The organism is Streptomyces sp. MUM 203J, assembly GCF_022414595.1.
Taxonomy (GTDB): Bacteria; Actinomycetota; Actinomycetes; order Streptomycetales; family Streptomycetaceae; genus Streptomyces.
This window is the reverse complement of record NZ_JADWYO010000035.1, coordinates 1-12,816: the sequence shown is the minus strand read 5'-3', so window position 1 is coordinate 12,816 and position 12,816 is coordinate 1. Positions and strand designations below refer to the sequence as shown.

Here is a 12,816-nt window from a genome sequence, read left to right as displayed (position 1 = left end):
GGCCGAGGGGCAGCGTTCACGGCTGCGGCGGTGCGGGCGGGCATAACCGCACAGGCGGATCTCGCGCGACATCACGTCGCGAACCCAGGCCGGTGATAACGGTCCTGATCCGACGACGTCAGAACAGGCTCCCTTTCCTGTCATGTTCATGTTTTAGATCGCGACGCAGCGGCGGCCTTCGCCACCGCCCCCGGCAGATTCGCGTCGAGCCAGGTCATGGTCCGTTCGTCGCGGAACAGGTCCAGGTAGTAGTCGATGACCGAGAAGTACGAGCGGCTCGCGAAGGTCTCCCGGTAGTACGGACCGAACTCGGGTTCTTCCGACAGCAGTCGGTGCATCGCCGGGTGCGGGTTGTGGTAGAGGAACTGCTGGACCGGGGACGCCTTCTCCCTGTGCAGGATCGTGTCGAAGGACTCCTTCCGGAAGTCGCCGAGGAAGAACGGCGTGCCGCGGAACTTCTGGTTGTCGTAGGTCATGTTGCAGGTGCTCACCACATGGCCGTGCGGGTTGACCCCGAGGTGGACGCTGAAGCAGTCGTCCATGTCGTCCGGCACGCGCTTCGTGTAGACCTGTTCGAGGCGCTGGATGGTCTCCGAGTTGTTGCCGCTGGTCACCAGCGAGTCGAAGTACAGCGTCTCGCCGTCGAGGCCCATCTCCCGCTTGATGAGGTCGTCGGCCTCCGGCTGGTCGGAGAAGACCCAGTTCAGCTCGTAGGTGACATCCAGGTCGTAGCAGGCCTGGCGCAAATGCTTGACCCGCTCCAGCGGCACATACCGCAGGTGGTAGGCGCTGGCGCTGGGGAACACCGCCCGTACACCGGCCTCCTTCAGCTCGCTCAGCACCCTCCGGGTGCGCTCGGGCGTACGGGCCCAGTAGGCGTTGGTGTTGAGGCAGACGTAGTAGCCGAGGTCCCGGGCGGCGCCGACGACCTGGAGGATCTCGTCCGGGTAGAGCATGGCCTCGCCGCCGGACAGGTCCAGGAAGCTCTTGCCGTGCTCCGATCCCACCCTGAGCAGCTCGATCGCTGTCTCCGGGTCGAGCTTCTTCTTCTTGCGCGGGTTGGACTCCACCAGGCAGTGGTCGCAGGCGGCGTTGCACCCAAAGGTGTAGATCATGTAGATCTTCGAACTCTCGACGTGGTCGTAGCACACGCCGGTCTTCGGGTAGTACTCGGCCATTCTCTTGACTCCAATCAGGGGCGCGGGGGATCTGCCGCCAGGAGGTCCCGCAGCGCCGCGACCCTCCGCGGGTCGCGCAGGGCGGTCATGCAGAAGTCGCAGATGTTCTGGTACCGCCCGTGCGCCAGGTCACGGAAGAGAGCGTGGTCCCGGACCAACTTCCTGAAGTAGACGGGGGAGTCCGGTTCGTAGAAGGCGGTGATGAGCCGCTCGCGGGCGGCCTGCTCGTCGATGTCCTCGGGCACCTTGCTGACCGGGCCCAGGAACACGGGAGTCCGCTTCATCGCGTCGGTGCTGATGTCGAGTTCGCAGCAGGCGTACACATCGCCCGTGGCATGGACCGTGGTGGTGAGGCTGTCGCATTCCGGAAGCTCGTCGACGCGCCTCCCCACGGAAATGTGCACGAGATCCTTGCCGCGTCCCCGGTCGAGGAGTTCGTTCTCCAGGAACGGTTCGCCGGCCTCGGTCAGTGCCTTTCTGATGTCGGCGTCGGTCTCGGGGCGGTCGGAGGGGCAGAAGTTTATCTCGGTGACCAGGCCCGCGGCCCTGGCGGCCCGTACCGCGTTGACCGCCCGCTGGACCGGAAAGAAGTCGACATGGAAAGCGTCGGCGCTCACCGCGAGCCCGGATATTCCGGCCTCGACGAAAGGCGCAAGTTTCCGCTCCGCGATCCTCTCGGAACGGGCCCAGAAGCCGTTCGACTCGACGTCGACGACATATCCGAGCCGCTTGGCGAAGGCGATCACCTCGCACATCTGGGCCGGGAAGAGGAAGGTCTCGCCCCCGCTGAACGTCACATGCCGCTTGCCGCGGCCCCGGCCCACGCCGAGGGCGGTGCGCACCTCATCCGTGGTGAGCCGCTCGGTGCGCCGGGGGCTCGACTCCACGATGCAGTGGGCACAGGAGAGATTGCAGGTCAGAGTGAAGTTGATCGCGAGTCGGTCGCGCGCGTCAAAACGGTCCCATATCGCAGGCGGGCTGTCGTGCGTATCCGTCATCGGACACTCTCTCGCTTCCTACGGAAATACTGAGGAGCGGGCCGCGCGGCCCACCCTACGCCACCCTCTCCAAGAGCGACAAGGCATATCGTGAAAGCGGAAGTTGATATTCCTGAAGGATCGGGTGCTGGGACTTTCCGGGAATCGCCGTACAAGCCCCTGCCGTACCTTTAGGGTGATCCTCCACGCGCAATGCTCGGCGCCTTTGGAGGACATCACGTGAATCACTCGGGCACGGTCGATGCAAGGGCGCGCTGGCTGGGGCTCAGCGTACTCTGCGCCGGAATGTTCATGATCATTACCGACGGCACGGTCGTCAACGTCGCCCTTCCCACGATCCAGCACGAGCTGGACTTCGCCCAGGCGGATCTGGCCTGGGTGGTCAACGCCTTTGTCGTTCCCTTCGGTGGTCTGCTGCTGCTCGCGGGAAAGCTCGGTGACCTCGTCGGACGCAAGCGGGTCTTCCTCGTGGGACTGGTGGCGTTCACTCTGGCGTCCCTGCTGTGCGGGCTCTCCGGTTCGCAGGGCATGCTGATTGCGGCGCGCTTCGTCCAGGGGGTCGCGGGCGCGCTGTGCGCGGGTGTGGTGCTCGGGAAGATCACCACCCTGTTCACCGAACCCCGCGATCTGGGAAAGGCGTTCGGACTCTTCGCCTTCGTCCTGACCAGCGCCGGCGCGGTCGGTCTGGTCCTCGGCGGTGTGCTCACCGAACTCGTCGGCTGGAACTGGATCTTCTTCATCAATCTCCCGGTCGGGGCAGCCGCCACCCTCCTGGCCGTCCGCTACCTCGACGACGACCGAGGGCCGGGGCTCAGCCGGGACACCGACTTCCTCGGCGCGCTGCTGGTGACGTCCGGGCTGATCCTCGGCGTCTACACCATGGTGGAAGTACCGAAGAACGGCTGGGGCTCCGGCACCACGATCGGCCTCGGCGCGGTCGCGCTCGCACTGCTCGCCGCGTTCGTCGTACGGCAGCGCATGGCCGCCAACCCGATCGCGCCACCCCGGCTGTTCAGGTCCCGCAGGCTGTCCGGCGGCAACGCGCTCCACGCGTTCTACGTCGCCGCCGCGCTGGGCGTCTTCTTCGTCTGCACGCTGTTCCTCCAGTCCGTCCTGGACTACTCGCCGCTCCAGATCGGTCTGACGTTCCTGCCGATGACCGCGATCACCGCCGTGCTGACGCTCTACCTGACACCTCGGCTGATCGCCCGGTACGGCGAGCGCAGGATCCTGCTCATCGGCCTGGTCCCCGTGGCGCTGGGACTGGCGTTCCTCGCCAGGGCGCCGGTGGACGCCCGCTTCGCGACCGACCTGTTGCCGTCGATGATCCTCCTCGGCGCCGGCGGACTGGTGGTTCCGGCGCTGACCGCCACTGCCATGGCGGACGCCCCGCCGGAGGACTCCGGGCTGGCCGGAGGGCTGGTCACGACCATGCAGCAGACCGGCGGCGCGATCGGCGTCGCTGTCCTGGCGGCGTTCACCACCTCCCGTACCGCAGATCTCGCGGCCCAGGGGCGCTCCGCCGCCGACGCGCTGGCCGGGGGCTATCACCTGGGGTTCGCCATCACGACGGGCTTCGTCCTCACCTGTCTGCTGGTGGCCGCGGTCGTCCTGCCCCGCCCCGCACCCGTCGCCGGAGGCAGCGAGGAGCCGGTCGCCGCGGAACAGTGACCGAACGGCGCCCCTGTGGCACGGCGACCGGCCGACCGGCAGGCCGGCGGACCACGGGGGCGCCCGTGCGGTTCAGCGCAACCGCTCGTGCCCGTCGCGCACCTTCCGTACGGCGGCGACGAGGTCCGCCATGTCGGCGGGCTCACCCAGCAGCGCCTTGTGGTGGAAGAGCAGCGTCGTCTCCCGGTACCGCTCCGCGCCCGGGTAGTCCCGCCCCAGCGCACGGCGGCGCCCGTCCTCCGTCCACACCGGCGCGAACCGGCGCTTGGTGTGCGGGTGCAGCATCACGCTCCGGTGCAGCGGAAGATCCGGCGGCCACACGTCCATGCCCAGCTCCGCCGTGACCGCCTCGGCCACCCGCTCCACCGGTACGTCTCCGAAGGCGCCCGGCCGGAACCGGATGCCGTACTCGTAGATGGAGCGCCGGTCCGCGCCCTCCGGCAGCGGGATCGCCCCGAAATCCCCCAACTCCACCAGGCCGCGTTCCAGTTCGAGGGCCATCTTCTCCCGGTGCTCGTGCTGGGCGTCCAGCCGGGACAGCTGGTCGAGCAGCACACCCGCCGTCAGCTCGGACATGCAGTAGTTCCCGCCCATGACCTCCCCGGCCTCGACCAGCTCGTTCCCACCCTCCGGCACTTGCTCGTCCGGGTAGCGGCGGGAGTCCGCCCGCAGTTGCTGCGCCCGCCGGTACAGCTCGGGGTCGGAGGTGATCACGGCGCCGCCCTCGCCCCCGGCCAGCACCTTGCCCACCTGGAAGCTGAAGGCGCCAAGCTCGCCGAACGTGCCGACGTGGCGTCCCCGCCACCGGGCCCCGTGTGCTTGGGCGCAGTCCTCGATCAGCTTGATGCCGGCCCAGTCCACAGCGGCGCGGATTCCGTCAACATCGGCCACACTCGCCGCGAGGTGCACCACGATCGCGGCCTTCGTACGGTCCGACACGGCGGCGCGCAGGGCCTCCGGCGTCATGCAGCCGGTCTCCGGATCGACGTCGACGACCACAGGCAGCGCCCCGACTCGCAGGACCGCGCTGACCGGCGCGACCCAGGTCATCACGGGCACGATCACCTCGTCGCCGGGGCCGATGTCCAGCGCCTCCAGCGCGACTACCAGTGCACTCGACCCGTGGTCCACACTGACGCAGTGCGGTACCTGGTTGTACCGGGCGAACGCCTCCGCGAACCGCCGTTCCCTGGAGGGGCTGCCGTCGCTGGGCCAGCTCAACGCCCAGCGGCGCGAGCGCAATGCAGCGACCAGCTGCTGCTCGGTCGCCTCGTCGTACTGTGGCCAGGCGGGCCAGGGACGCGGTCCGCGGGCTGGGGTGCCACCGAGTATCGCGAGTTCGCTCATCGTTCTCCTCACAGGCAGGTGTGTGGGGTGGTCGACGGATGCCACGGGTCCATGGGATGGGCCGTCAGTCCGCAGCGCGGCGTAGCACCATCAGGACATCGCGGACGCCGAGTTGGACGCGGGATCCGCGTCTCCGGGAGATCTCGGCTGCGAGTTCGGGAAGGCGGGGCTCCCGCAGGAGCGCCGGGTCGTAGGGCGGCGGGGTGATGGCGTAGTCGAGGTGGTCGGACGCCGACATCTCGACCCACTGGAGCCCGCTCTCCAGGGCCGCCGTCACATAGTCCTCGAAGAACAGCCGGTTGACCGTGTCGCTCTCATGCACATGGCGGACCAACACGTCGGCCAGCCCCTCGGACACACCGGTCCGCAGCAGCTGTCGCAACTCCTCCGGCCGGTAGGCGAGATGGGCCCAGGGGGGCAGCAGCGTGTCGTCCCAGAAGGTCAGGTCGCGCCCCTGGTGGCTGACGTACTCCAGCTGGTGTCCGTCGACCGCGCTCCAGATCGGCCCGAAGTGGGCGTACAGCAGCCCCCCGGGCTTCAGCACCCGCCGCACCTGGGCGAGCGTGGCCGTCACGTCGACGAACTGGAAGGCGTTGCACGAGAAGACGGCGTCGACGCTGGTGTCGGCCAGCGGCATCTCTTCCGCCCGCACCGCCAGCGTCTCCCTGACGCCTCCGAAGTCTCGGCCCGCCGGCCGGTTGGGGTCGATCGCGTACCAGGCGGCCACCTGGTGCTTGGCCAGCAGCTCGGCGGGGAAGGCGCCGCCGATCTCGGCCACGGTGGCGCCGGCGAGGTCCACCCGTGCGACGAAGTCGGAGAAGACCTCCTCCTCGGACATCGCCAGTCCGGGCGTCACTTGATTTCCCACGGCCGGGCCGGCCCGGCGATGCGGTTCCAGGTGTTGATGATGGCGATCGTCCAGACCAGCTCGGCCAGTTCCACGTCGGTGAACTCGGCGGCACCCGCGTTCCATACCTCGTCCGTGACCGGGCCCCGGCTCATCAGTGTGACGGCCTCGGTGAGGTCCAGAGCGGCGCGCTCGCGGGCGGAGTAGAAGGGCGACTCCCGCCAGACGGGGAGGGACAGCAGCTTGCGGACGTCCTCGCCCGCCTCCCGGGCCTCCGAGCTGTGGGCGTCGACGCAATAGGAACAGCCGTTGATCTGCGAGACGCGGGTGCGGACCAGCTCCAGCAGCCCGGCGTCGAGACTGACCTTGTCCGCGGCGGCGTCGAGAGCGTCCATCCGCTTATTGAGGTGCGGGACCAGCTCGTCGACCGCCAAACGTATGCCGAGCGAGGTGGGCACTTTGGCATCGGTATTATCCAAGACAGCTCTCCCGGTGACTTCCTGACGGATAGCGTGGATTGGTGGGCAGCACTGTACGTCAGATCCTGACCGGTCCGGCCCGTTTCTCACAAGGTGCTGATCGACCTGAGCAAGGGGCTCAAAACCGGAACGGCTCTTTCGATATGTGAAGAAATCCCGGGGCGTGCTGGACCCGGTGTTACTGTTGCCGGATCCCGACCGATTCTTCGCGCCCTGGGCGCAGTGTTCCCGCGTCACCGCTGAATTCCCGCACGCCGCAGTCCGAGTCGGAGACTTTTCTGTGAGTACGGATCCGAGTTCGCCGAGCCGCCCCCCGCACATACTCAGACTGACCCCCCACCTCTACTGGCCGCAGCTCGCCGGCACGTCCTGGCCGGTGAAGTTCGACGCCATCGGCGGGATGCAGTCACAGATCTACCGCCTCACCCGGCAACTGGACGAGCGGGGCGTGCGGCAGACCGTGCTGACGCTCCGCCTCCCCGGCGCCCCCCGGCACTGGCCGATGTCCGGCCGCACCGAGGTGCGCGGCGTACGGATACCGGTGCTGCCGCTGCGGTCCCGAATCCGCGGGATGGTGGACCTGAACCTGGCCTGGGCTCTGGGCGTGGCCGCGGACCTCGTGCGGCGCCGGGAGCGCCCCGACATCCTCCATGTGCACTGCAGCGGCGTCATCATCCCGCCGCTGCTGGGCTGGCTGCTGACCCGGCTGCTCCGGGTTCCGCTGGTCCTGACCGTGCATTGCTCGATCATCGTCACGTACCACCCGATGAACCGGCTGGACGGCATGCTCCAGCCGCTGGCGCGCTGGATCGAGCGGCGGGCGATCCGGGCCTCGGCCCGCACGATCACGCTCACCCCGCGCACGATCCCCCTCCTGACCCGTGAGACCGGGGTGCCGAGGGAGCGGTTCGCGGTCCTGCCCGACGTGATCGACGCCGACGGTTTCGCCGGCCGGGCGACCCCGGAGGCCGTCCGTGCGGCCCGGGCGGCGTGGGGGCTGCCCGAGGGGAGACCCGTCGTCGGATACGTCGGCCGCATCGCGCGGGAGAAGGGCTGGCCGATCATCCTGGACATCGCGGAGGAGCTGCGCGACACCGATGTGCACTGGCTGATCTGCGGCGACGGCAACGAACGCGACCTGTTCGAGCGGGCGGTACGCGAACGCGGGCTGACCGACCGGGTGACCGTGACCGGGTATGTCCCGAACGAGGACGTGCCAGCCGCCATGGGCGCCATGGATCTGTTGCTGATGGCCCCGCTGCACGAGGAGTTCGGCAGTGTGATGCTGGAGGCCATGGCGTGCGGCCTGCCGATTGTGGCGGTCGGAGTCGGCGGCGTGGCGGACGTCCTGGAGCAGGGCGCGCTGGGCTGGCTGGTGGCCGAGCGCACGCCCGCCGCCTTCGCCAAGGGCATACGGGAGGCCCTGGCCGCGCCGGAGTGGAGGGCCGCCACGGCGGAGCGGGCGGCGAAGACGGTCCGCGCCCGGTACGACCTGAAACAGGTCGCCGCGAGGACGGCCGAGGTGTACGAGGAGGTCGTCCGCGCACGACGCAGCTGATGACGCAGACGACAACACCCGCAACCCGCGCAACAGTCTTATTCACCTGCCTCAGGAGTCAATTTCCGGCGCCCGGAAACGGGTGCGCCGTCACCGGATTTCAGGAGTTCGAAGGAATTCGCTCCTTCCCCATTGCGCCGCCGTCGCCGGTGGGTATGATCGGCCTCGTTCACCGACTCCCGCCACAATTTCCGTGGTGCCGTAGGCACTTCATTTGCCATGTGTTCTCTGGAGGCGTTTGATGGTTGATCTTCCCATGATTCCGACTGTGCCGCGGCATGTGACCGTCTTCGTGAATTGGGCGTGCAATCTCACCTGCCGTGAATGCTGGATGTACGGGGACTCGGCCGCCGAGAGCACCTGGCTCGAAGAGGTCAAACGCGACCAGATTTCCCTGGAGATGTGGAACGGGCTCGTGGACGAGCTGGCCCACGGGCAGAAGGAGAAGGTCTATCTGACGATCATGGGCGGCGAGCCGCTCATGCACCCGCAGCTGGTCCGGCTGGTCCGTGAGGCGAAGACCCGGCTGCCGGACTGCAACCTCGACATGAGCACCAACGCCACTCTCCTGCCTCGCTACGCGGAGGAGCTGGTCGACGCCGGCATCGACGACGTGTACGTCTCCATCGACGGCCCCACCCCCGAGATCAACAACCCGATCCGGGGCCGCAAGTCCTTCGAGCGTGCCATGGACGGCCTCAAGGCCCTCCAGGCGGCGAGCCGCAAGGCCGGCCGAGGCCCGCACATCGCGCTCAACTTCACCGTCACCGGCATGAACTACACGTACCTGCCGGACATGATCAGGCTCGCGGAGAGCGTCGGGGTGAAGGAGGTGACGGTCGGCCTCGCCAGTTACTTCACCAAGGAGGAGGGCAAGGCCAGCCGTGCCGCCTTCGAGGACGCCACCGGCCGCCCGTTCCTGTCCTGGGCCGGGTACTGCAACGAGCACCAGCACGCCGACATCGACCCCGCCCGGCTACGCGAGCTGATGGACGAGGCGGAGAACCTCACGGACGCCGTCGACGTGCTCATCGCGCCCACCCGCTACGACTCCACGCAGAAGAGCCGTTTCTTCTCCGCCGACTGGCGCCACATCATCCGCGAGAGCACCTGCGTGAAGCTGTGGGCTCAGACCACCGTGCTCCCCAACGGCGACGTGATCAGCTGCACCACGTTCTCCGACACCGTGATGGGCAACATCAGGGACAGCTCCCTGAGCCAGGTGTTCCACGGCGAGACCTACCGGCGCATGCGGGACACCATCAAGCAGGGCCTGCAGCCCATCTGCCACCGGTGCTGCGAGCTGAACATGGACATCGACGTCGACCCCGCCCTGTACGCCCACCAGTAGGCCACCGGCAGAGAGCAGAGAGGTGACGATGACTTTGAGCGTGGGACAGGTCTCCAACGCCACATACAACGACATCGAGCGTGCCCGGAAGATCTACGGCGACGTCTTCCGGACGACCTTCGAGTACGTGTGGGGAAGCCACATCCCCGGAGCCGTCGCGGAGTTCGGCTGCTTCGAGGGGTTCAGCTCCCTCATGCTGGCGGATCTCATGCTCGAGTTCGACGCCCAGTCGGACTGGTACACCGAGATCTTCTCCCGGCACCTGTACGTGTACGACTCCTTCCAGGGCTTCCCGAAGAGCACGAACCCGGTGGACTCGATCTCGTACGAGGTGGCGGACAGCGGCTACTGGCGGGAGAGCGAGGACGCCTCGCCCCCGGGCACCGAGGAGATGCTGCGCGCCGAGTTCACCCGCCGCTTCGGTGAGGCCGGCTGGAGCGTCGTGCCCGGAATGTTCGAGAAGTCCCTGGAGGCCTCCCCGATCTCCCATGAGGTGGCCGTCGCCAACCTCGACTGCGACCTGTACTCCTCCTCCGTCGAGGTCCTCGACCACCTGCTGGGCCGGAGGCTGATGCCCGACGGGGCCGTGCTGCTCATGGACGACTACAACTGCAACCGGGCCAACCCCCGGTTCGGGATGCGCCGGGCGATGCGCGAGTGCTTCGCGCGCACCGACGGGTTCTACGAGTACAGCGAGTTCCTCCGGTACGGCTGGCACGGGCGGGCGTTCTTCGTGCACCGCCTCGGCGACTGCCCCAACCCGGATGCGTGAGGCCGCCGATGACCGAGGAACACATACGGGCCCTCGTCGTGCGCGGCCCCAAGGAACACGCGCTGGAGCGAATCCCGCGCCCCGTCCCCACGGCCGGGGAGGCGTTGGTGGCCGTCACCCACGTCGCCGTCTGCGGCACGGACCTGAGGCTCTTGCGGGGCACCCTGCACGACGCCGACTATCCGGTGATCCCGGGCCACGAGTGGGCGGGCAGGGTATTGGAGGCCCCCAGCAGGCCGGAGCTGGTGGGCAGGGCCGTCGTAGGTGAGGGCATCACCCCGTGCCGAGACTGCGCCCGCTGCAGGGAGGAGCGGTACAACCTCTGCCTCGACCTGGACGAGGTCGGCTTCACCCGGGCGGGGGCCTTCGCGGACGCGTTCACCGTGCCCGCGGGGAACCTCAGGCTGCTGCCGCCGGGGCTGTCCGGCGCGGAGGGCTGCCTGCTGGAGCCGCTGTGCGTGGCGCTCCACGCGGTGGAGCGGGCCCCGGATCTGGCCGGGCGGCGGGTGGGCGTGATCGGCGCGGGCACGATCGGTCTCCTGGTCGCACAGCTTGTCGTGCGGGCGGGCGCCGCCGCCGTCACGCTGGCCGACCCGTCCGCGCACCGCCGGGGCATCGCCGCGGGGCTGGGCCTCGGCCACCAGGAGCGGCTCGACGACTGGGCGGACGACCAGCCCGAGGTCGTCTTCGACGCGACCGGCGTCGCGGACGTGTTCCCGCAGGGGCTGGAGGCGACGCGGCCGGGCGGCACCTATGTCCTGGTCGGCTACTCCGGAGAGGAGACCACGTCGGCCGTGCCCAGCACGGTCATGCTGCGGGAGCTCACCGTACGGGGGGTGCTCTCCGGTTACGACCAGATCGACCAGGCCCTGGAGGTGGTGGCTGACGGCTCCGTCCGGCTGGGGCCGCTGCTCAGCGAGCCGTTTCCGATCACCGAGTACCGCACAGTCCTGGAGGAGCAGCCCGAACCGCCCCTGAGATACGTCTTCACCACCGGGGCGTGACGCGGTCCGGCACCGGGGGCCCGGCTAGACTGGCCCATCATGTTCGAACATCTTCGCCACAAGCCTCCGGCCGCCCTGGAGCGGGAGCGCGAGCTGGTGATCGTGTGTGCGCCGCTGCGGACCAAGGCGAATCTCTCCAGCATCGTCCGGACGGCGGGCTGCTGCGGGGTGCAGAAGGTCATCGCCTGCGGAAACGCCGCGATCGACCGCAAGGTCGCGCGTGACGGGGCCGACCATGTCGAGCTGGAGCTGCGCCGGACGCTGGCGCCGGTGCTGAAGAAGCTCAGCAGCGAGGGGTACCGGCTCGTCGCGCTGGAGCAGACGTCGAACTCGACGAGCCTGCACGAGTTCGCGTTCCCCCGGAAGACGGCGCTCGTCATCGGCAACGAGCGCACCGGTCTGGACGACGAGGAGCTGAAGCTCGTCGACGACTGCGCGGAGATCCCCGTGTGGGGGATGCCGCACAGCTACAACGTCGCGACGGCGACGGCGATGGCGATGTACGAGTACTGCAAGCAGTTCCCGCAGGGTTAGGGACGCCTCCGGCGGTTCCCTCCCGCCGCACCCGGCCGGGGATCCCTGGGCGTGGCCCCGGTGCCCCCGGTGCCGGGAGAGGGGACAACCCCTACGGCGCTCCCCGCGCCAGATCCGCGAGCGTGCCCAGGGCCCGCTCCAGGGTGCCGCGGGGCGGTGACGCGAGGCCGAGCCGGACCGCGTTCGGGGCCCGGCGCGGGTCCGCCGCGAACGCCGCGCCGGGGGTCACCGCGATGCCCCGCCGGGCCGCCGCCGCCACGAACAGGTCGGTGCGCCAGCCGTCCGGCAGCTCCCACCAGCAGAAGCACGACCGAGGGTCGGTGCGGAGGGCGAACCCGTGCAGCAGCCTTCGCGCCAGTTCCTGCCGATGCTCCGCCTCTCGCCGCTTCGCCCGTACGAGGGTGTCGACGGTTCCGTCGGACTGCCACCGCACCGCCGCCTCCAGCGCGAACCGCGACGGCCCCCAGCCCCCGGAGCTGATCGCGGTCTCCACACGGGACGCCAGACCCTCGGGCACCACCGCGAACCCGGCTGTCAGCCCGGGGGCCAGCCGCTTGGACAGGCTGTCGACGAGCACGGTCCGCTCGGGCGCGACCGCGGCGAAGGGCGCCGCCCCTGACGGCGTCCGCGTCTCGGGCGGTACCCCGGCCTGCCGCGTGCCCCCGTCCTCGTACAGGAAGGACCAGATCGCGTCCTCGACCACCGGGATGTCGCACCGCCGCAGTACTTCCGCCAGCGCGGCGCGCCGCCCCGGCGGCATGGTGAGCGACAGCGGGTTGTGCAGGACCGGCTGGACGTAGACCGCGTGCAGCGGCCCGCTCCGGTGCGCGGCCTCCACCGCGTCCGGCCGTACGCCTTCCGCGTCCATCGCCAGCGGGACCACCGTCACCCCGAGGCGTCCCGCCAGCGACCTCAGCACCGGGTAGGTCAGCTCCTCCGCGCCCAGCCGCCCCCCGGCCGGGACCAGCGCGGCCACCGCCGCCGACAGCGCCTGCTTGCCGTTGCCGGTGAACAGCACGCGCTCGGGGCGGGGCCGCCAGCCGCCCCGCGCCAGCAGCTCGGCCGCCGCCCCGCGCG

The 12,816-nt window shown here is 69.3% G+C and carries 12 protein-coding genes; 6 read left to right on the top strand and 6 right to left on the bottom strand.

Annotation, left to right across the window (positions count from 1 at the left end; translation table 11 throughout):
* Positions 1-146 precede the first annotated feature (146 nt).
* Both I3F58_RS18430 and I3F58_RS18425 read right to left on the bottom strand, forming a co-directional pair.
* The gene (locus I3F58_RS18430) at positions 147-1,178 is read right to left on the bottom strand and encodes a radical SAM protein (RefSeq protein WP_240109722.1); all 1,032 of its coding nucleotides are present in this window, start codon (positions 1,176-1,178) and stop codon (positions 147-149) included.
* Positions 1,179-1,192: 14 nt separating this feature from the next.
* Positions 1,193-2,176, bottom strand: a complete 984-nt coding sequence (locus I3F58_RS18425; RefSeq protein WP_240109721.1) for a radical SAM protein — start codon at positions 2,174-2,176, stop codon at positions 1,193-1,195.
* Between the two features lie 192 nt (positions 2,177-2,368).
* Here I3F58_RS18425 and I3F58_RS18420 point away from each other — a divergent pair, with 192 nt between their 5' ends.
* Entirely contained in the window at positions 2,369-3,847 is a 1,479-nt protein-coding gene (locus I3F58_RS18420) for an MFS transporter (RefSeq protein ID WP_275678661.1), read from the top strand.
* 72 nt (positions 3,848-3,919) lie between these two features.
* Here I3F58_RS18420 and I3F58_RS18415 read toward each other — a convergent pair whose 3' ends face one another.
* The 3 genes from I3F58_RS18415 to I3F58_RS18405 all read right to left on the bottom strand — a co-directional run bounded on the left by I3F58_RS18415 (position 3,920) and on the right by I3F58_RS18405 (position 6,520).
* A complete protein-coding gene (locus I3F58_RS18415) occupies positions 3,920-5,194 on the bottom strand; it encodes a DegT/DnrJ/EryC1/StrS family aminotransferase (RefSeq protein ID WP_240109719.1) in 1,275 nt (424 codons plus the stop codon).
* Positions 5,195-5,258: 64 nt separating this feature from the next.
* The gene (locus I3F58_RS18410) at positions 5,259-6,050 is read right to left on the bottom strand and encodes a class I SAM-dependent methyltransferase (RefSeq protein ID WP_240109718.1); all 792 of its coding nucleotides are present in this window, start codon (positions 6,048-6,050) and stop codon (positions 5,259-5,261) included.
* Positions 6,047-6,520: a carboxymuconolactone decarboxylase family protein gene (locus I3F58_RS18405; protein WP_240109717.1), complete on the bottom strand. Its 474-nt coding sequence runs from the start codon at positions 6,518-6,520 to the stop codon at positions 6,047-6,049. Before I3F58_RS18405 ends, I3F58_RS18410 begins: the two co-directional genes overlap by 4 nt.
* A gap of 280 nt (positions 6,521-6,800) precedes the next feature.
* On the opposite strand from I3F58_RS18405, the gene I3F58_RS18400 reads away from it, so the two are divergent.
* From I3F58_RS18400 to I3F58_RS18380, 5 genes are all read left to right on the top strand, one after another.
* Positions 6,801-8,078 (top strand): glycosyltransferase family 4 protein, encoded by a 1,278-nt coding sequence (locus tag I3F58_RS18400; RefSeq protein WP_240109716.1) that lies wholly within the window; start codon positions 6,801-6,803, stop codon positions 8,076-8,078.
* A gap of 256 nt (positions 8,079-8,334) precedes the next feature.
* Positions 8,335-9,429 carry a radical SAM protein gene (locus I3F58_RS18395; protein ID WP_240109715.1) on the top strand — a complete coding sequence of 365 codons (1,095 nt, stop codon included), beginning with the start codon at positions 8,335-8,337 and terminating at the stop codon, positions 9,427-9,429.
* A gap of 40 nt (positions 9,430-9,469) precedes the next feature.
* Positions 9,470-10,201 (top strand): TylF/MycF family methyltransferase, encoded by a 732-nt coding sequence (locus tag I3F58_RS18390; RefSeq protein WP_240109753.1) that lies wholly within the window; start codon positions 9,470-9,472, stop codon positions 10,199-10,201.
* 8 nt (positions 10,202-10,209) lie between these two features.
* Entirely contained in the window at positions 10,210-11,205 is a 996-nt protein-coding gene (locus I3F58_RS18385; RefSeq protein WP_240109714.1) for a zinc-binding dehydrogenase, read from the top strand.
* Between the two features lie 39 nt (positions 11,206-11,244).
* Positions 11,245-11,739: an RNA methyltransferase gene (locus I3F58_RS18380; RefSeq protein WP_240109713.1), complete on the top strand. Its 495-nt coding sequence runs from the start codon at positions 11,245-11,247 to the stop codon at positions 11,737-11,739.
* 91 nt (positions 11,740-11,830) lie between these two features.
* Here I3F58_RS18380 and I3F58_RS18375 read toward each other — a convergent pair.
* The coding region (locus tag I3F58_RS18375; protein WP_240109712.1) for a PLP-dependent aminotransferase family protein at positions 11,831-12,816 on the bottom strand (986 nt) is incomplete at its 5' end.